We start from the raw sequence: 19,311 nt of genomic DNA on the forward strand, positions 1-19,311 counted from the left end.
GAGTGCGCGGGAATGTTGCTCAAGGTTTTCGTGCTGCTCACGACGTGACTCGCAAGAGTGAATGTCAGAGGGAAATTCGCTTCAAATCCTTGTCGAGAGCGAGAAGCTCAGGCAGGGGCGTTCCGGAGCCGAGGTTTGGTGCAGCACATCCCATCACATCGGCAGGCACGACACAGGCGGCGCGGATGGCTTCTTCAAGCGGCACGCCGACTTGTTGAACCAGATTGGCGAGACAGCCGACCATATCGATATGGGCACCAGCAAGTGAACCGGCGGCATTGACGAGGGCACCATCGCGCACTTCGATCCGTTCGCCGTAAAGCTCGAAATGATCCGGCCCACCAATGGTGGACATAGCGTCAGACACAAGAAACATGCGATCACGCCTTGCGCGCGCGCGCCATGCAATGCCAACCATTTCCCACGTCACATGATGTCCGTCGACGATGATGCCGACGAATGCATCGCTGCCAATTGCTGTGCCAACCACGCCCGGCTCACGTGAGGTCATTGGCGGCATGGCATTGTAAAGATGGGTGAAGCAGCTGATCCCAGCTTCAAGCCCCGCTTTTGCCTCATCGGTCGTGCCATTGGTATGACCGGCGGAAACCACGACGCCCATATCGACGATCTGGCGAATGGTGTCGCCGGGCACCATTTCTGGCGCGAGTGTAAGCATCACCGGCACATCCGCCTTGCGCAGAATTTTTAGCGCTTCGAGCGTGGAGGCATCCATAGGGCGGATAAATTCGACGCGATGCGTGCCCTTGCGTGCAGGGTTCAAATGCGGGCCTTCGATATGCAGGCCGAAGAAGCCGTCCATGCCCTTGCATTCGACGGCGGCGTGAGCCGCCTGAATGATACGCTCCGGCTCGCAGGTGATCAGCGTTGGCAGAACCCAGCCAGTGCCGAGTTTGCGCTGTGTCGAAATGATATGCGCGATACCCTTGGCGCTGGTGTCAGAATTGAGCATGACGCCGCCCGCGCCATTGACCTGCAGATCAATACAGGCAGGCATCAGGATATGCGGGGTGAGGTCCGGGGTCTCATCTGATTTACGCGGGCGCAGGCGATCAATGCCCCTAGCCCCGATCTCGGCCACGAGACCAGTCTGAAGCCGCCCATTGAGGAATACAAAGTCTGGGGCGACAAGACGGCTCATCGGGTTTCTCCTGCTTTATTAGAGCGCATCCCGAAAACTGTGAAACGACTTTCGGATAAGATGCGCGTTAAAACAAATAGTTAGAGTGTATTTGAATCTGATTCAAGCTGGTTCAAATGCGCTCTAAGTGCGTAAAGTGCAACGCCGCGCGCGCCGGAACTGTCGCCGAAACGGGCTGTTCTGATCGCTGGTATGCGGGTTGGCCCGAGCTTTTGTTTTTCGAATGCTTTCGATACACGTTCGGCAACCCCGTCCATGTTGGAAAGTCCTCCGCCCAGCACAATGCAATCGGGATCGACGACGAGCTGCATCGTCAGGAGCGATTCCGCCATCAGTTCTGCCCAGTCATTGAGAACTTGTTCTGCCGCCGCATCACCATTGGATGCGCGTAGTGTCAGCTCCTGATTGGAAATTGTTTCACCAAGCTTGATCTTTGAAATATCGGCAAGGCCTGTGCCGGAAACATAGCGTTCCATGCAACCGGTCTTGCCGCAACCGCAAGGGATCAAGGGCAGGTTCTGCTGGCTTAAAATACGTGCTGGCATGCCCGTATGGCCGACTTCCAGCGCCAGACCATTATAGCGTGGGGGAATATCGCCATTGATCACAAGACCTGCACCCATGCCAGTGCCGACAATGAGGCCGATCACGACGTCGCCGCCTTCGCCTGCACCGCCGTGAACTTCCGAATAAGCGAAAGCCATACAATCGTTCATCAATGGGAAACTGCGTCCGAAACGCGCCACAAGTGCTGCACCCACATCACGTCCGGTGATGGGAATGTTGGAAGCAAAGCCGTGGCCATTGGCCGGGTCGATCCAGCCGGGAAGGCTGATGCCAACGGGCAATTTCGGACTGCCGGATGTTTCGCTCAGCCATTCAATCTGTGCCGCCAGCCCTTCGATGAAATCCTCGAAACTGTTCACGGGAGTTGGAATCCGCCGCGTCAGAACGGTTTCCATATTTGCGTCGAACAGGCGGCCCTCAATTTTGGTGCCGCCCAGATCAATGGCGCCGCAGATCATGCTGACCTCATGCTTCATGCTTTAAAGGGGTAAATCTTAACCCCGGAAACGACGCGTGTCAGGTTGCCGTGATCGATAAATGGATTGTCGATGTTGAGATCGAGTTCTGCAGACCAGCGGGCAGACCAGATTTGCGCCAGAAGCACATAAAGCACAGCATCCCAGCGGCTGTCACCTTGATGATTGGCAGCAGTCAATTGAAGCGCAAGGTCACAGCCTTCGCCGCCAACGGTTGTGACGGTTGCGAGCGGAAATTGTTGTGCGATTTCGCGTGCGATATCGAGATCATAGCGCGCGGTATGCTGGTCTGGATGGATGAAGACCACGACGCGGGTATTGCCAACGACTGAAGCCTTCGGACCATGACGAAAACCGAGTGTGCTGTCCCAATTGGTCATGACCTGGCCTGCGGTCAGTTCCAGCACCTTGAGTGCGCTTTCGCGCGCGACGCCGGTCAATGCGCCAGCACCAAGAAAAATGGCACGTTCAGGATGCGGTGCAGGGGTGGCGTCAAGCTGGGCGATTGCCTTCGCAGCCGCAACCGAAAGATTGCCAAGCTTTGCCGCCACGTCAGCCGTAGGGTCGATGCAGGCGAGCGCCGATAGAAGCATCGTCGTATAACTCGAAGTCATGGCAAAGGCGCGATCATGGGTTGCTTCAGGCAACACAATCACGCGTTGTTCGCCAGGCCCCTTTGCCGGGCGGACTGCCAATGCGCTTTCACCGTTGCAGGTGATGTTGAGACGATGGACCTTGGGGAAATGCTCATCCAGCAGATCGAGCGTTGCGATGGTTTCCGAGCTGTTGCCGCTGCGGCCAAACTGCACGACGAGGAGTTCTGCGTCATTGATCAATGTTTCAGACGGATTGGAAACGATGTCGGTGGTTGCAATAGATGCCAGCGAAATCGCGCCAGTCTTGGTTGAGGCCAGGGCCTGACCGATGAAGGCCGAGGTGCCGGCACCACTGAACACGATACGCTTGATACCTTTGGCGGCAATCCATTCGCGGATTTCAGCCGATTGCGCGGCAAGCGGCTCGGCCCATGCTAGCCAGATGCCGGGCTGTGCGTGAATTTCCTGCCAGGTGTGGCTCGTTTCCAGCTTAGTCATTAATGTCCTCTTGAGTACTGATGAAACGCACGCCACGTTCGCGGATGCGGTTGGCTATTTCATGGGTTGGCTCAAGATCGGTCACGATTGCTGAAATCCGATCCATTGCGCAAATACGATGCAGTCGTGGTTTGCTGAATTTCGTTTTGTCGGCCAGCACGATAACCCGGCCAGAAGCTTCAATCATCGCGCGGTTCTGATGGGCCTCGTCTTCGAGAAATGTGCTGACGCCGGTTTCCGGGTCGATGCTGTCGGCCCCCATGAAGAAGGTGTCGAAGCGCATTTCGGATAGAGCTGAATCAACCAGGCGTCCGGTCACGGACATGGTTTCACGACGAATGTTGCCGCCGGTCAGCATCACCTGATGCTGTTTGTGGCCGAGCACGGTCCGCGCCACATCGAGGCTGCGGGTCATGATGACAAGCGGCGCAAGATTGCCAAGATGCGCTGCAAGACGCTCAGTGCTGGAACCATTGTCGAAGAGCACAGCCGTATCACCTTCAAGGAGGTGGGCTGCCTTGCGCCCGATTGTATCCTTTGCGTCGAAGTTAACGGCGCGTCGATCAACCGGATTGGATTCAACACCAAACGGGGTGAGGGCAGGTTTTTGGGCCAGTGATAAAGCAAGATCGATACGAAAATCGGCAAGACCGGCATAGCCAAAGCGCTGACAGAAACGGATAAGCGTTGGCTCCGAAGTGCCGAGTTGGCCGCACAATTCGCGCGCAGTGGAGCGTATAAAGCCAACCGGATCGCTTTCGATCAACTGACATATGCCGCGTAGCTTCGGAGTAAGCTCCGCCGCCGCTGCCTGCACAGTCTGATAGAGATCTTCGGTCTGTTGCAACTTATCCCTTTTCAAAACTGGGTCCCATTTTCGGGCGATATGCTTCAGCGTCAGGATTTTCTATTCGAAAGAAAATGTTACTTCAACACAAATATTATGTGTTGAATGTTTATTCGAACACAATTCATATTAGCTGCACTCAAGTGCCGCGCGCAATTCAGCGACTTTGTTTGCTGCTGTTCGAGTGGAACCGGCAGCGGCAAAGCCGAAATGCAAGAGTGTCTGATCGGCAATCAGCGGCGCGCTGCATGACGCGTGAATTTCGGTGATATCCGGCAGAGCCACAAGGATTGTGGATAGCGTGTCGATATTAACGCCAGAACCCGGCATGATGACGATCTCGTTCCCGGCTGCTTTCTGCATTATCGCTAATCTTTCCAGGCCAGATACGGCCTTCTGAGCGCCGCCGGAAGACAGAATGCGGTTGATTCCAAGCTGTTTGGCAATCTCAACAGCTTCCACGACATCTGGCGTCAGATCGATTGAGCGATGCAGGGCTATATCAAGGCCATCTGCCGCTTTCACCAGTCGTTGGAGCGCGGGCTGGTCGAGCCTGCCATCGGGTAGATTGGCACCGATCACCACACCGGCGAGACCAAGGGCGCGTGTTATTGCAACTTCGGCTTCCATGATCTGCAATTCATCTTCACTCCAGATGAAGCTTCCCGCGCGCGGGCGTATCATCGCCATGACTGGGATGGAAGCTTTTGCGGAGAGCTGCATGAGGCCAATGGATGGTGTCAGTCCGCCAATGGCAAGCGCCGAGCAGAGCTCGATACGATCGGCGCCGCCTTCGATTGCAGCGGCCAAGCCCTCTGCATCATCGACACAGACTTCCAGCAATATTCTGTTCAAGCGCATTCTCACTTTGTCAGTTTCTTTTGTGCTCGACCTTAGCCAGAACCGCTACACCAGCCAAGCCTACAATCGCACCCATGATGGTTACAGTCCCATATCCGGCAAAGCTCGTGCCGATTGCAAAAAGTGCTGTGCCAATGCCACCGGCGATGAACATGTTGATCGCGATCAGGGAAGCCGACAGACCGGGCCGGTCGTGAATGATGCCAAGCAGATAGCTGATCGGCTGGCTTACGATTGCCGCAGCTCCGATGCCGCCAATGGCCGATGCTGCGTAAATTTCCCATCGGGTGGTCAGGAATGCGAGCCAGACCAGATAGATTGCGTAAAGCAACGATGCCACGAAGAAAATGCGGATCTGGCTGGTTGTGCGCCCAATGCGGGCCCAGACCAGCATCAGCACAGCTTCAAGCGCTGCGACAAAGCCCATGACCATACCAACGTCTTTAATCGTTCCGCCGCCTTGACCGGTAACGATAAGCGGTAGCGCTATGGCGTTGAGGTGGAGGACGGATGTGATGAGCGCCGTACCGATAAGTCGGGCGATGACATCATGCGAAGCCAGACGTCGCAGGTCTGCGAGACTTGATGGTTTTGTGCCGCTGCTCTCGATGCTCACTTTGCGATCGTGCGGCATCATATAGACGATCGAGATGAAGCAGCAGAGCGAGAGCAATGTCGCAAAGGCATATGCGGTTAGCGGCGACCCAGTTCCGGACAGGATCAATCCGACAAGGCCAGGGACAAGAATCCAGGCAATTGACATTGCCATGCGAACGATGGTGATCGAGTCACCTAGTTCCAATGGCGTCATACCGTTTGAATGATTGCGGATATTGGCAAAGAGAAGCGTGCTGATGACATTGAAAAGTGCAATGGGTCCAATCGTTACCAGCGCGAAAATCCATGAAGAGGGAAACAGCCAGACAACACCAAAACCCAAGATACCGAGCGATGTGACGACGAGCATCGGTGCGCGATACCGACCGACCCGATCCGAGATGAGGCCGATCCCGATGCTCGCCACCAGATTGGCTATCACCGCACAGAACGCGATAAGTGAATAGGTGAAATCGCTCAGGCCGATAACGCGAATGCCGACCAGCGGCTGGTAAGGCGTGGTGGCAGCACCCGCGAAACCGTAAAATAGAATGGCAAGCGTGCTGGCGCGCACGATTGGATATTGCCGGACAAGATCAAGGCTTGAATTCGACATTGATTGCTTCGCGCTTTTGCGGGTGCCCTATTGTGATAATAGAGCATTAGACTGTATCCCGGAAAGTGCGAAACGATTTTAGTGCCGATGCGCTAAAGCATGTCGCAGTTAAATGGATTCATTTAACGTTCGCGAACATGCGACAATTAAAAGTATCTAGAGCGAGCACCATGGGTGCGATTAAACGCGACACGTTCTAGCCGAAGTTGCGCCTGTCGGATGGGTAGCTGTAATGAAGCGGAAATATCAGCCCATAGGGGATGATGGAGATTTCCGTCGCAGGTTCTTGTTCGGGGCCATTATAGGTCCCGGACCGGCTTTGTTGTCTCGCTTGGCTTTCATTGGACAGGGCAACAATGATCGATCCCCAGACAATGAAGGGAAGCAAGGCTATCGCGATATAAACATAGCTTGTGTAATCCATCCCACCATGATGACCCGGCTGATTTAGCTGAACAAGAAATTCGCTTCTCAAAGGCAGACCGTTTTTAGCTTTGTTTTCTCAAAACTTCCGATGGCCGCTATTCTGCGGCCACCATGGCAACGCCCGTGTCGATCGTGAAATGGGTTGGACGTAGCGAGACATAGCCATTGCGGATTTCAAGAACATGCGAATAGACGCTTTCGCCATTTTCCAGTGTCGGCAGCTTTTCTTCATGCATGATGCTGATAACAATCGCGTCAGGGCAACGTGTCTTGAGTGCTGTGTGGAAACGCAGCTTGGATGCAGGGTCGAGCGCGCCTGTGGCTTCATCAAGGAAGATGATCGCAGGCTTGTGGAGCAGGATACGCGCCAGCACCAGCTTCTGCTTCTGTCCGCCAGAGAGCACCATGTCCCATGGAGAGCCGTCGGCATCTGGATTGTTCATGCGCTCGATAAATTCACCAAGCCCTGCTTCATGAAGAACTACAGCGATAGACAGATCGTTGAAGTCGCTCGCGTCATCCGGGAGGCAGACAAGCTGCTTGAGCGACACGGACGGGAACTTGGCTTCCTGCGGCGCATAAACCGACTTGGCCTTCTGCGGATAGATGATATCGCCTGTGCCATAGGCCCAAAGCCCGTTGAGCGCTTTGATGAAAGAGGTTTTACCAGAACCCGATTCACCACGCATATAGACCCAGTCACCGCTGCGGATATTGATCACACCGGAACGCAGGAAAGGTGCTTCACTTTCAGGCCCCTGCATCAGCGTGAGGTTACGAACAGAAAGACCAAAACGAGGATGCTGCTTGGAGAAGGTGAAGCGGTTGACGCCAGAGCTTGCATAAAACTCGCTCGGTTCCTGAACATTGTCGATAGCTTGCGCCAGGCCCGTAACACGACCGGCGTTGGCCCGCAGATTGGCAATCGCTGGCATGACCTGAATAAACCACGAGCAGTCATTGATCATGGCTGCCACAAGTTCGGCGCCTGTAACATAATTGCGGAAACTGACTGCACCGCTCATATAGGGGACGAGACCCGGAATATAGGCGATGATGCGGTTCGACATGAAGCCATAGGCCTGCGAGAAGGCCAGATAGGCAGCATCGAAACGGTTGAGCTTGTTCCAGGTGCCATCAACATCCTTGTAAAGACGCTTGTTGACGGAACGCTGCACAGCTTCGCCTTCTGACGCTGAAATCTGGAAGCTGCGACGCAGAAGTGTCGTCCACTCGCCACGATAGGAGCCTTCTGCTTTCTGCATGCCGAGGTTGAGGCGTTCCAGCTGGCGGCCGATCTTGATCGCGATCAGTGTACCAATCGGCACATAAATAATGATTGCCGCGAAGGCGAGAATGGCACCTCCATAGGAGCCAAGGAATTCCAGTCCGGTTACTTCGGTCGAGATTTCGAGCAGCTTCTGGCCCACGAAGAATGCGGAAAGCACTACGCCGACAACACCCATGACAAGGCCAATGGCCCCGCCCGTCATGCCCTTAATGGATTCCTGCAGGCGCTGATCGACATTGTCGGGAAGGTTTGCGCCTTTCCCTTGCTGCAGATGAAAATGGGTGTGATTGCTATCAAGCAGGGCGTTGGAAAAGCTGTCATTGAGCCACTTGCGCCACTTGCGATGCAATGTCGTGGACAGGAGGTGGCGAAATCCAACCAGCATCACATCCTTGGCCAGCATCAGCAGGATCAAAAGGCCAGCATTCATGGCGATTGCCATGAGCGGATTTTGAACTGGTGCGCTTTTAACATTGACGATCGAATTCATCAGCAGGCCGGAAGCTTCAGCCACCCAAACGGTGGTCTTGCTGATGAAGGCCGTGAAGATGAAGATCGCAATCGTAAGGCCCCAGGCTTCCTTCCAGCGCTCCGATACCCAATAGGCGCGCATAAGGCCCCAGAAAGATGTCATCTGAGACACGGCAGAGCTGTTCCTTGGCTGCAAGGACCGCTGATCTATCTGCCGTGTTTTTTCCAATATGCACCTCGTATCGATAGGACCTGCCATAGCGATTGTAACGCTTTGTAACAGATTGCAACAAACTGTGGTTAACGAAGTGTTAATAGTCAACACAAATGGCGATCACATTTGCGGGCGCGTTTTGAAACACATTGCAAGGAGCTGAAATCATTGCGCTAATGAGAACGACGAATTTGTGTGAAATCCGGGTCTTGCGCTTGGTGTGGCGGGCGGGTCACACCAATTTTGGCGTGCAATCTTGCGAATTTGCCGAAGCAGCATTTTACGAAGCAGCGCAACTCAGCTGGATTTCGTGAACGGAGGTTGAGCGCTTGTCCGGCCTCTCGCGATATCTGACTGTCATAATCAACTATATTGAATATGTTTGATCCCAATCAAAGAGTTGGAAAGCAAGTCAGGCTAAATCTCCATTAGCACGGTTTTTCGGGCACCATCGTGATGCTGCAGAAACCGGCCCATGGAGATGAGATTAAATGCGTAAGTTTGCAATCCCGTTCGCAGCATTCGGACTTTGCTTTGCGATGGCTGCTCCCGCTTTGGCCGAGAATATTGAAGTTCACATGCTCAACAAGGGCGCTGAAGGTGCAATGGTTTTTGAGCCGGCCTATATCAAGGCCAATCCCGGTGACACGATTACCTTCATTCCGGTCGATAAGGGACACAATGTCGAGTCGATCAAGGATATGATCCCTGCAGCTGCGGAAAAGTTTAAAAGCAAGATAAACGAAAACTACGTCCTGTCCGTCACTGAACCGGGTGCATATTTCGTGAAATGCACGCCGCATTACGCCATGGGCATGGTTGCCCTGATCGTTGTTGGCGACAATCCGGCCAATCTCGAAGAGATCGTTGCTGCCAAGAAGCCAAAGCCCGTTCAGGCGCGCTTGGAAAAGGCAATCGCCAGCGCGAAATGATAGGTTTCAAATATGTGGCCATACTGCATAACGCTTTATCCCCAGAGCGCAGATAAATTGCGCTTTGGCTGTGGTTCCATGATGAGGATGCCATGACAACACAGGCAGGCCTGCTTGCCACTCCCGCAGCAATGCCCTCCGAACGCCGTGGCGCGATAGCTCGCGGTTTTAAAACGACTGGCCCGGCAATCTTCAGTTATGGATTTCGCCCATTCTTTCTGGGCGGTGCCATATGGGCTGTTCTGGCCATGCTGCTCTGGATACTCTCCCTCACATTCGGCCTGTCGGTCGGTGGCGCTTATGGCGCGCTCAACTGGCATGCACATGAGATGGTGTTTGGATTCTCATCAGCAATTCTTGCTGGATTTCTTCTGACCGCCGTCCCGAACTGGACTGGCCGTCTGCCCGTTTCAGGAACGCCGCTTGCCATGCTTTTCGGTGTATGGTTGGCCGGGCGACTGTTTTTTCTGGTTCCTGATCTGATTAATCTCTATGTCGCAATCGGCATCGAGAGTCTCTTTCTACCTTTGCTTCTGTTTATTGCCTCACGCGAAATAATTGCTGGTCACCAGTGGAAGAACCTCAAGGTCCTGATCGGCGTCTCCATCGTCATGCTCGCCAACTTTTGTTTCCATTGTCTGGCGATCACGAACGGCGATATTGCCGCTGCCAATCGCGCCGGGGTCAGCGCTTATGTTTTATTGGTGATGCTGATCGGTGGACGGATTATACCGAGCTTCACACGCAATTGGCTTAATCGTATGGGTGCAACGCGCTTTCCTGTTCCTTTCAATCGTTATGATGGCCTTACCATTCTTGTCGGTGCTATCGCATGCGTGAGCTGGATTGCTGCACCTGAACATTCATTGACGGCCATCATCGCAATCATTGCAGCGGTCCTGCATCTTGTGCGGCTTTATCGTTGGCGTGGATGGAGTGTGGCAAAAGACAGGCTCGTGCTCATCCTGCACATTGCCTATCTTTTCGTGCCTGCAGGTTTTGTCGCCATAGCGCTGGCAGCACTTGAACAGCTCAACCCTTTTTCAGCTCTGCATGTGATGACAGTTGGGGTCATTGGCTGCATGATGCTGGCAGTCATGACCCGTGCCACCCGTGGGCATACGGGCCGTGAACTGGTGGCTTCGCCCACGACCCAGATTGCCTATCTCTGTCTGATCCTGTCAGCTCTGATCCGCCCATTTGCGGAAATGACGCCGAATTTCTTTCATACCTTCCTAGCAGCATCGGCACTTTTGTGGATGCTGGCTTTCGGCCTGTATGTTCTCGAATATGCACCCATGCTGATGACCAAACGTCGTCAACGTGCGGAATAGCACTTGTGGAATGGGCCGTTAAACGGCCCATTCCACATCGGTTGTGAAAGCAATCGTCAGCCAACGATCGGGACCTTCGCCCCCAAGCGCATCGCCGATCTCATCGCGCAAGGCATCCCACTCTTCGAGTTTCTTGGCAGGCTGATCAGTCGGTACGATGAAATAAAGCTCAATCTGCTTGCCACGTCCAACCTTGGCGACATAGGCGCGATAAGACTTGAACCCGTTGCGTTCAACGACCTGTTTTGCGACCCGATCCACATGTTGTTTGAGATCGATGGGCGTCACCAGCAACATATCGGAAAGTGCCTGTTTGATGGTCCCGAGCGGCATGGGAATGATGACGATACAGACCAGCGCAAGCACTGCAGGATCGATATAGGGCGTTAACCAATCAAGCTCGGTTCCCTGAATCACATAGCCCACCGAAAAAGCGATGAGGAGTGCTGCTGTAATACCACCAGACATGATCCACGCTTTGGCATCAAGTGCGATAAAATCGGATTTGAGCCTACGGTTGGCACGTGTTTCAAGCCAAGCCATTCCGAGACAGGCGATAAGAGCGACGACCGCATAGAAGATCGCATAGCTGAATTCGAGATCACGCCCGCCATCCATCAGACTGCCGATGGCATTGATAAGCGCATAGATTGCAACACCGGTCAGCATGATACCGTTGAGGCCTAACACCATCGGTTCAAGATGCCAGAAGCCCATGGTGAAACGATCACGGAGCTTTCCGCGCGGCGGTTCCGCTAAGGCTGACAATGCAATTAGTCGGGCAACAACAAGTGCGAGGCCGCTCATTGCAGCGTCGGCAAGCATGTAAACACCGTCAAAGACAATAGAAAATGAGCCAGACAAAAGGCCAAATACGACACCAAAACCTGCAACAAAAATAGTAACTGCTATGGATATTTGAAGAATAGATTGTTCACTACGCAATTTTTACTCCGAATTGACACGCAGCGTGCGGCAATAGACGTCAGGAGGAGAAAAGCGATTGCCGAGCTGCAGCCGAAATCTATAGGAATATTCAGGTAGAGGCAAATCGGCCTCGGTTTAAATTATTGCGAGCAAAGGCCTCCCGGCAATTTTCCGGGAGGCTTTCGACAGAATTACTGCGACCGTTGGTCCTTGACGAAGGTACTATCGGTTTCACCTTTGAAGAAGTCACGACCATAAATGATGAGGCAGAGAACAACGCCGGTAGCGAAGGCCCAGCCTGCACCACGCGTTGCAAGAACAGCACCTGTAACACCGGCAATGCCAAGATCGCGTTGTGAGCGAGCTTCCATCACACCGATGCGTACCGAGACGTAGCCTTGGATGAGCAAAGTCAGGGTCAGCGCAACACCGAGAATTGGCTGCACCAATGTAACAATCGGCATCAGGAACAGACCGGTATTGGTGCCCCAGCGGAAAGATCCTGCACCACCGAAGATGGAGTGCATGGATTTTTTGCCCTTGGAGAAGCGCTCGCAGATAACGACCTGCATAGCTGCCCAGACCGGGCCACACATGGTGACATCGGGACCAAGCACCGACATGCCGGTGTTGCGCATACCGAAAACAAGATGTGCGCGGTCGGCATTGTAATCGATCTTTTCATCAGGACGCTGAAGCTGGGCTTCACCTAAGATCGACTTGGTTTTCAGCACGTCGCCGAAGAGAACGATGTAAGTCGCGAGAACTGTTGGCAGGGCCGTTAGGAACATCGAAAGCGGCGGCAGGCCAAGTCCGAAGATCGTGTATTCACGCCAGAGCGTGCTGAAATCAGGAGACGAAATCGTCCATTGGAATTCGGGCCATTTGGCTTCACCAAACAGCGGAGCAACGATAACGGCAAGCAGAATGCATGGCAAAACGCCCAGTTTCCCGATCAGGCCGAAAATGCCGCCATTGCGCGAAAGGCGAGCGAACTGCGGCGAGAACATCAGATAGAAGCAAAGGCCGATCGAGATAGCGATGGTGAACGGGAAAATGTCAAAGTTGCCGCCAACCTTGAACACGGAAATGACTGCTGCAAAGCCAGCACCGATGATAATGCCGGATTTGATGGCCTGTGGAATTGCCGTGATGACGCGATTGGCGATGCCCGTCGCACCTATCAATATCGATAGCAGCCCCAAGGTCATCTGGAAGGAGACAAGGGCATGCACACGCTCTGGACCTTCAGGGAAGGTGGCGCAATAAGCCATGATCAGCGGAACGGCAGGTGTAATCCAGCCCGGAACGACCGGATCGCCGAGCAGGTGATGCGTGAGGTAAAACAGGCCGTTGAGAACGACCACAGCAAGAGCAACTTCAAAAGGCATGCCCAGCAGTTCAGCCATCAGCGGGATGGCTGAAAGATCGACAGCGCACATCAGAAGGCCCTGACAATAATCAGGCCACTCGAATTTATAATGAACGAAAGGCAGACGGATTTTGAACGGTCCGGCAGGCCAATATGGCTGCTCCTGACCGTCGATGCGTTCAGTGCTCACGATTTTACTCCGAAAGGACGAAACAGAGCTTTGGAAGAGCGGTTAATCAAGCCTGCTCTTCCGGGATATGCTCTTAAAAATGGTTGTTGGTTCAGAATGCTTCGCGATAAAGCGCGAGGGCATCCGCTTCGGTAACATCGACTGGATTGTTACCCAGCAGACGTGTCTGAAGCATCGCATCGCGTGCTAACATTTCGAGGCTTTCTTCTGTCACATCAACATCGCGCAGACGACGCGGTGCACCAGAGCGGTTCATCAGGTCTTCCATGTAATCCACAAAAGCAGCCGAACGCTCTTCTGTCGTGCCGTCCGACGTGCCGAGCAACAGGTCTGCCAGTTCTGCATAGAGATTTGCAGCACCTGCCATGTTGAAGCGAAGGACGGGGCCAAGCATCAGGGCATTGGAGAGGCCGTGCGGCACGTGATAGTGGCCACCAAGCGGGTAAGCCAGCGCATGAACGGCACCAACCGGCGAGTTGGAGAAAGCCTGACCTGCATAGTTTGCCCCAAGCAGCATGGCTTCGCGGGCATGACGGTCTTTGCCGTTCTCGCAGGCTGCAACCAGATTGGCTGACAAGAGCTTCAGCGCTTCACGCGCAAAAGCGTCGGATAGCGGGTTTTTCTTGAGGCGGCTGGTATAGGCTTCAATGGCGTGAACCATGGCGTCGATGCCGGTGGCCGCTGTGTGGAGCGCTGGCAGACCGCAGGTCAATTCTGCATCCAGAATGACGAAATCTGCATATAGTTGGCGGGAAACGACTCCCATCTTGGTGGTTTCGCCGGTGGTCAGGATCGTGATGTTGGTCACTTCCGAGCCGGTACCTGCTGTGGTTGGGATCTGGATCAGCGGCAGACGCGTGCCCTGCACTTTGCCAATGCCATAAAGCTCCGACAGTTTCTGCTCGGAGACAATCAGCACGGCAGCAAGTTTGGCGATATCCATGGAAGAGCCGCCGCCGAGGCCCAGCACGATATCGCAGCCAACCGCCTTGGCCTGATCGACACAGTCAAACAGAACTGATTCCGGTGGGTCAGCAACGACGGCATCAAAAATGCTGATGCCGAAGCCTACCTTTTCAAGCGAAGTAAGTGCTTCGTTGAGAACACCAGCCTTGTACAGGCCCTTGTCGGTTACAATGAGGATTTTGCGTTCGGAGAACCGTTCGCCCAGAACTTGGCCGAGGCGCTTTGCAGCTCCCCACTCGACAAGCATCGAGCCGACCGTGTCGAACGAAAATGGCTTGATCCCTACAGTCATAATTTCCACCCTTATTCAAAGTTCCCCAGAGCTGAGGTCTCTCATTCCTCGCCGGCACACAGGCACTGGGTTTATGAGCGGACTGGCTTTCGCACGAGGGAAAGCCAGTCCGACAGTTTCCCGGTGCAGCCGATGCACCGGTCGTTTGAAGAGACGCTTGGGAGGATCTCTTCCTAATTGTTCATTATATTGAACAATGTTCAGGATTTTATAGATCGATACAGGATATGAAGCCTGGCTGTCAATTTATCCCTTCGACCAAGACACTTGGTCTTGATCCAGAAATGGAAGGTGGACGGTTTTAGGCTGTGGCTTGTAAACTAGCTTATAACGTTCGTGCGTATCAGCTTGGGAGGGTTGTCGTGGAAGTAACAATCATAACGGGTGCATCGGATGGCATAGGTGCAGAGACAGCGCGCCAGATCGCTTCGCGGGACGGCAGCAAGGCGGCGATGGTGCTGGCGGCACGAAATTTGGATAAATTACAATTGCTTGCCATAGAGTTGCAGCAAGCGGGCAGTAAAGTCCTTGCTGTGCCTACCGATGTAACTGATCGTGATGCTTGTATTGAGCTTATCGAGAAGACTGCTGCCGCATTCGGACAAATTGATACGCTGATCGTCAATGCAGGCATGTCGGCACACGCCAACTTCGCCGAAATCAAGCCGGAAAATCTACAATGGATGCACGATTTGATGGAGCTGAATTATTGGGGCAGTGTCTGGCCTATCCATGCGGCGCTACCATATTTAGCGAAAACAAAAGGCCGCATTGTTGCTGTTTCTTCTGTCGCAGGGCTCATCGGCGTTCCAGGGCGAACGGCCTATAGCGGCACCAAGTTTGCGCTCTCCGGGTTTTGTGAGGCGCTGCGCTCGGAGCTTGAGCCGAGCGGCATATCGGTGACAATTGTCTATCCAGGTGTGGTGAAAACTGACATTCGTAAAGTCGGATATGGCGCGAGTGGCGATGCGCTGGGTATCAGCGGTGTTCGCGAAGATGATATGATGTCCGTCCAGCAGGCGGTTGAGATGATGCTTGAGGGAATCAGTCGTCGCAAGCGCGAGGTGTTGATGACACGGCAGATGCGATTCGGTCGCTGGCTGAAGCTGATTGCACCACATCTGGTGGATCGGATGGCATTGAAGGCCATAAAAGCTGAGTTCCGGCCAAAGCCCATCGGACCAAAGGAGTGAACGCTGATAGATATCCCTGCTATTCACAGGCGTCCTTCATTAAAGCCCATATTTAATTTTTTTGAACTGTCTATCCATTGACGACTTTTTAACTTCGGATACTATATCTTGTGTTCAAGGTTCTTGCGATTCGTGAGAATCAAAAAGCGAAGATGGGAATACGGTGCGTTGCATCCATGATGGATGTGGTTATGCCGTAGCTGCCCCCGCAACTGTAAGCGATGAGCTTTAAGTCCATATGCCACTGGTTAAAACCGGGAAGGCGGACAAAAGCGGTGAGTCGTGAGCCAGGAGACCTGCCTTGAACGTGAACGTCCACGGGCGGGGTGTCCGGTTGGTGCGTAATGGAATGTGGCAGCGTTTTGCCATGTCTGTTGCTGCCCCCGAATATCCCCTCCAAAGCTTCGGGGTGACAAGCATGTCGAGTAATTTGAGACCAACCAGTTCCGGTCCGCCCTTTACGGGCTAGTGCTTTTGGTTTGCCATTCGGGCGAGCCGCATTTCTCCAGTTTCCGAGTCTTTCTGCACGCATTCCATAATGCGTGAGCGTTATTTTGCGTCTTCATCCCAGTAAGTCGCAACCGATACAACCGATCCCCAGTGAGGAAAAAATGAACGTCACCGTCTATAGCAAGCCCGCCTGCGTCCAGTGCACCGCCACCACTCGCGCACTCGACCGTCAGGGCATTGAATATGATGTCATCGACATTTCCGCCAATGCCGATGCGTACGATCTCGTTCAGGGTCTCGGCTACCGTCAGGTGCCGGTTGTTGTTGTGGGTGAAACCCATTGGGCTGGTTTCCGTCCGGATATGATCAGCTCGCTCGCATAAAGCCCAATCGCTGTCGGGATTTCGCAATGGGCCAGATCGTTTATTTTTCCAGTCGTTCAGAGAACACGCATCGTTTTGTGATGCGTCTGGAAATGCGCTCAAAACGCATTCCGCTGGAAAGCTATGAAGACGATGCTGGCTTGTTACGGGTCAATGAGCCGTTTGTGCTCGTAACCCCCACCTATGGCGGCGGCGGTGCGAAAGGCGCTGTTCCCAAGCCGGTCATTCGGTTTCTCAATGATGCCGATAACCGATCCCTCATTCGCGGTGTCATCGCCGCAGGAAACAGCAATTTCGGTGAAGCCTTCGGCCTCGCCGGTAAGATCATTTCTACCAAGTGTCAGGTTCCCTACCTCTATCGTTTCGAGCTTTTGGGAACTGACGAAGACCTTGGCAATGTTAGAGACGGGATGGAACGATTTTGGACACGGCAGACACAACCTTGACCCGTGAGCGCGAGACGGTCGCCTCATCGGAAAAGCAGGAGCCATCGGCGTCGGCAGCAAGCAAGGCAGCAAAGCTGCCTGAAACCGGGCTCGATTATCACGCGCTCAATGCGATGCTGAACCTTTATGACGATGAAGGCAAAATCCAGCTTGAACGCGACCGTCAGGCCGCGCAGCAGTATTTCCTTCAGCACGTCAACCAGAACACGGTGTTCTTTCACAATCTGCGTGAAAAACTCGATTATCTGGTCACCGAAGGCTATTACGAGCGCGAAGTGCTGGACCAGTATTCCTTCAATTTCGTGCGCGATCTCTTCGATCATGCCTATGACAAGAAGTTCCGCTTTCCGACTTTCCTTGGCGCGTTCAAATATTACACCAGCTACACGCTGAAGACCTTTGATGGTCAGCGCTATCTTGAGCGCTATGAAGACCGTGTCTGCATGGTTGCGCTTGCGCTTGCGCGCGGCAATGAACAACATGCGCGTGAAATGGTCGATGAAATCATTGCGGGCCGTTATCAGCCAGCGACGCCGACCTTTCTCAATGCAGGTAAAAAGCAGCGTGGCGAACTCGTCTCGTGCTTCCTTCTGCGTGTTGAAGATAACATGGAATCGATTGGCCGCTCGATCAACTCCGCCTTGCAGCTTTCCAAGCGCGGCGGTGGCGTGGCACTGAGCCTGACCAATATCCGTGAAGCCGGTGCGCCAATCAAGCAGATCCAGAACCAGTCGTCGGGCATCATCCCTGTGATGAAGCTGCTGGAAGACAGTTTCTCTTATGCAAACCAGCTTGGTGCACGTCAGGGTGCAGGCGCCGTTTATCTGAACGCACATCACCCCGACATCATGCGCTTCCTCGATACCAAGCGTGAAAATGCGGATGAGAAAATCCGCATCAAGACGCTGTCGCTTGGCGTGGTAATCCCGGATATCACCTTTGAACTCGCCAAGAACGATGAGGATATGTATCTCTTCTCGCCGTATGACGTTGAACGCGTCTATGGCGTGCCGATGACGGAAATCTCCGTCACCGAAAAATATCGCGAAATGGTCAATGATGGCCGTATTCGCAAGAAGAAGATCAATGCACGTGACTTCTTCCAAGTTCTGGCGGAAATTCAGTTCGAGTCCGGCTATCCTTACATCATGTTCGAAGACACGGTGAACCGCGCCAACCCGATCGATGGCCGTATTACCATGAGCAATCTCTGCTCGGAAATTCTTCAGGTCAGTGAAGCCAGCGTCTTTAATGACGATCTGTCTTATGAATATCTGGGCAAGGATATTTCCTGCAATCTCGGCTCGCTCAATATCGCAGCAGCCATGGATAGCCCCGATTTTGGCAAGACGATTGAAACCTCAATCCGCGCGCTGACGGCTGTTGCCGACATGAGCCACATCGGTTCAGTTCCATCTATTGCACGCGGCAATGACGAGAGCCATGCCATTGGCCTTGGTCAGATGAACCTGCACGGCTATCTCGCTCGGGAGCGTATTTATTACGGTTCGGATGAAGGCGTCGATTTCACCAATATCTACTTCTATACGGTGGCTTATCACGCTATCCGCGCTTCTAACCGCCTTGCCATCGAACAGGGCAGCTCGTTCAAGGGCTTTGAGAAGTCAAAATACGCCTCTGGCGAATATTTCGACAAATATACCGATCAGGTTTGGGAGCCTGCGACCGACAAGGTGCGCCAGCTCTTTGAAGATGCAGGTATTGCCATCCCGACGCAGGAAGATTGGCAGGAACTGAAGAAGGCCGTCATGGAAGGCGGACTTTATAACCAGAACCTGCAAGCCGTACCGCCGACAGGCTCGATCTCCTACATCAATCATTCGACCTCTTCGATCCATCCGATCGTTTCCAAGATCGAAATTCGTAAGGAAGGCAAGATTGGCCGCGTTTACTACCCGGCTGCTTTCATGACGAATGATAATCTGGAATATTATCAGGACGCATACGAGATCGGACCGGAAAAGATCATCGATACCTATGCTGCGGCTACCCAGCACGTCGATCAGGGCTTGTCGCTGACGCTGTTCTTCCGTGATACCGCCACCACGCGCGATATCAACAAGGCACAGATCTATGCCTGGAAGAAGGGCATCAAGACCATTTATTACATCCGCTTGCGCCAGATGGCGCTAGAAGGGACGCAGGTTGAAGGCTGCGTATCCTGCGCCCTATGACCAAGGTGA

At 53.6% G+C, this 19,311-nt stretch carries 16 protein-coding genes and 1 riboswitch; of the genes, 6 read left to right on the top strand and 10 right to left on the bottom strand.

From position 1 onward, the window contains the following. Positions 1 to 64: 64 nt before the first annotated feature. The 7 genes from nagA to OIV19_RS10330 all read right to left on the bottom strand — a co-directional run bounded on the left by nagA (position 65) and on the right by OIV19_RS10330 (position 8,580). The gene (gene nagA, locus OIV19_RS10300; protein WP_264231577.1) at positions 65 to 1,162 is read right to left on the bottom strand and encodes an N-acetylglucosamine-6-phosphate deacetylase; all 1,098 of its coding nucleotides are present in this window, start codon (positions 1,160 to 1,162) and stop codon (positions 65 to 67) included. 80 nt (positions 1,163 to 1,242) lie between these two features. Next, a complete protein-coding gene (locus OIV19_RS10305) occupies positions 1,243 to 2,187 on the bottom strand; it encodes an ROK family protein (RefSeq protein ID WP_264231578.1) in 945 nt (314 codons plus the stop codon). 14 nt (positions 2,188 to 2,201) lie between these two features. After that, positions 2,202 to 3,299 carry an SIS domain-containing protein gene (locus OIV19_RS10310; RefSeq protein ID WP_264231579.1) on the bottom strand — a complete coding sequence of 366 codons (1,098 nt, stop codon included), beginning with the start codon at positions 3,297 to 3,299 and terminating at the stop codon, positions 2,202 to 2,204. After that, positions 3,292 to 4,146, bottom strand: coding sequence for a transcriptional regulator (locus tag OIV19_RS10315; protein ID WP_264231580.1), 855 nt, complete (start codon positions 4,144 to 4,146; stop codon positions 3,292 to 3,294). Before OIV19_RS10315 ends, OIV19_RS10310 begins: the two co-directional genes overlap by 8 nt. A gap of 129 nt (positions 4,147 to 4,275) precedes the next feature. Next, positions 4,276 to 5,001, bottom strand: coding sequence for a copper homeostasis protein CutC (locus tag OIV19_RS10320; protein ID WP_264231581.1), 726 nt, complete (start codon positions 4,999 to 5,001; stop codon positions 4,276 to 4,278). A gap of 16 nt (positions 5,002 to 5,017) precedes the next feature. Beyond that, a complete protein-coding gene (locus OIV19_RS10325) occupies positions 5,018 to 6,220 on the bottom strand; it encodes an MFS transporter (protein WP_264231582.1) in 1,203 nt (400 codons plus the stop codon). A 521-nt stretch (positions 6,221 to 6,741) separates the two neighbouring features. Beyond that, complete coding sequence (locus OIV19_RS10330; RefSeq protein WP_264231583.1) at positions 6,742 to 8,580, bottom strand: ABC transporter ATP-binding protein/permease; 1,839 nt, start codon at positions 8,578 to 8,580, stop codon at positions 6,742 to 6,744. A 533-nt stretch (positions 8,581 to 9,113) separates the two neighbouring features. On the opposite strand from OIV19_RS10330, the gene OIV19_RS10335 reads away from it, so the two are divergent. Together OIV19_RS10335 and OIV19_RS10340 are read left to right on the top strand one after the other, a co-directional pair. Further along, positions 9,114 to 9,554: a pseudoazurin gene (locus OIV19_RS10335; RefSeq protein ID WP_095445076.1), complete on the top strand. Its 441-nt coding sequence runs from the start codon at positions 9,114 to 9,116 to the stop codon at positions 9,552 to 9,554. 92 nt (positions 9,555 to 9,646) lie between these two features. Further along, positions 9,647 to 10,888, top strand: coding sequence for an NnrS family protein (locus OIV19_RS10340; RefSeq protein WP_264231584.1), 1,242 nt, complete (start codon positions 9,647 to 9,649; stop codon positions 10,886 to 10,888). Between the two features lie 18 nt (positions 10,889 to 10,906). On the opposite strand, the gene OIV19_RS10345 is transcribed toward OIV19_RS10340, so the two are convergent. From OIV19_RS10345 to OIV19_RS10355, 3 genes are all read right to left on the bottom strand, one after another. Further along, a complete protein-coding gene (locus tag OIV19_RS10345; RefSeq protein WP_151091144.1) occupies positions 10,907 to 11,833 on the bottom strand; it encodes a cation diffusion facilitator family transporter in 927 nt (308 codons plus the stop codon). Positions 11,834 to 12,006: 173 nt separating this feature from the next. Then, positions 12,007 to 13,377, bottom strand: coding sequence for a hypothetical protein (locus tag OIV19_RS10350; RefSeq protein WP_151091143.1), 1,371 nt, complete (start codon positions 13,375 to 13,377; stop codon positions 12,007 to 12,009). 91 nt (positions 13,378 to 13,468) lie between these two features. Beyond that, positions 13,469 to 14,635 (bottom strand): iron-containing alcohol dehydrogenase, encoded by a 1,167-nt coding sequence (locus OIV19_RS10355; RefSeq protein WP_264231585.1) that lies wholly within the window; start codon positions 14,633 to 14,635, stop codon positions 13,469 to 13,471. 362 nt (positions 14,636 to 14,997) lie between these two features. Between OIV19_RS10355 and OIV19_RS10360 the strand changes: the two genes are divergently transcribed. From OIV19_RS10360 to nrdE, 4 genes are all read left to right on the top strand, one after another. Next, complete coding sequence (locus OIV19_RS10360) at positions 14,998 to 15,828, top strand: SDR family oxidoreductase (RefSeq protein WP_264231586.1); 831 nt, start codon at positions 14,998 to 15,000, stop codon at positions 15,826 to 15,828. A gap of 100 nt (positions 15,829 to 15,928) precedes the next feature. Continuing rightward, positions 15,929 to 16,146, top strand: a riboswitch (cobalamin riboswitch). Between the two features lie 293 nt (positions 16,147 to 16,439). Continuing rightward, positions 16,440 to 16,661 carry a glutaredoxin-like protein NrdH gene (gene nrdH / locus OIV19_RS10365; RefSeq protein ID WP_095445071.1) on the top strand — a complete coding sequence of 74 codons (222 nt, stop codon included), beginning with the start codon at positions 16,440 to 16,442 and terminating at the stop codon, positions 16,659 to 16,661. A 26-nt stretch (positions 16,662 to 16,687) separates the two neighbouring features. After that, positions 16,688 to 17,107: a class Ib ribonucleoside-diphosphate reductase assembly flavoprotein NrdI gene (nrdI, locus tag OIV19_RS10370; protein WP_264231587.1), complete on the top strand. Its 420-nt coding sequence runs from the start codon at positions 16,688 to 16,690 to the stop codon at positions 17,105 to 17,107. Next, on the top strand, positions 17,083 to 19,302 hold the full coding sequence (gene nrdE / locus OIV19_RS10375; protein WP_208636261.1) for a class 1b ribonucleoside-diphosphate reductase subunit alpha: 2,220 nt from the start codon (positions 17,083 to 17,085) through the stop codon (positions 19,300 to 19,302). Before nrdI ends, nrdE begins: the two co-directional genes overlap by 25 nt. Positions 19,303 to 19,311 lie beyond the last annotated feature (9 nt).

The sequence above is a fragment of the Brucella sp. HL-2 genome (assembly GCF_025846885.2).
Classification (GTDB): domain Bacteria; phylum Pseudomonadota; class Alphaproteobacteria; order Rhizobiales; family Rhizobiaceae; genus Brucella; species Brucella quorumnocens.

What these genes read in the sequence shown, in the direction of transcription:
- nagA (WP_264231577.1), bottom strand. Translation starts at nt 1,162, where the DNA reads ATGAGCCGTCTTGTCGCCCCAGACTTTGTATTCCTCAATGGGCGGCTT.
- OIV19_RS10325 (WP_264231582.1), bottom strand. Translation starts at nt 6,220, where the DNA reads ATGTCGAATTCAAGCCTTGATCTTGTCCGGCAATATCCAATCGTGCGC.
- OIV19_RS10335 (WP_095445076.1), top strand. Translation starts at nt 9,114, where the DNA reads ATGCGTAAGTTTGCAATCCCGTTCGCAGCATTCGGACTTTGCTTTGCG.
- OIV19_RS10310 (WP_264231579.1), bottom strand. Translation starts at nt 3,299, where the DNA reads ATGACTAAGCTGGAAACGAGCCACACCTGGCAGGAAATTCACGCACAG.
- OIV19_RS10355 (WP_264231585.1), bottom strand. Translation starts at nt 14,635, where the DNA reads ATGACTGTAGGGATCAAGCCATTTTCGTTCGACACGGTCGGCTCGATG.
- OIV19_RS10340 (WP_264231584.1), top strand. Translation starts at nt 9,647, where the DNA reads ATGACAACACAGGCAGGCCTGCTTGCCACTCCCGCAGCAATGCCCTCC.
- OIV19_RS10305 (WP_264231578.1), bottom strand. Translation starts at nt 2,187, where the DNA reads ATGATCTGCGGCGCCATTGATCTGGGCGGCACCAAAATTGAGGGCCGC.
- nrdI (WP_264231587.1), top strand. Translation starts at nt 16,688, where the DNA reads ATGGGCCAGATCGTTTATTTTTCCAGTCGTTCAGAGAACACGCATCGT.
- nrdH (WP_095445071.1), top strand. Translation starts at nt 16,440, where the DNA reads ATGAACGTCACCGTCTATAGCAAGCCCGCCTGCGTCCAGTGCACCGCC.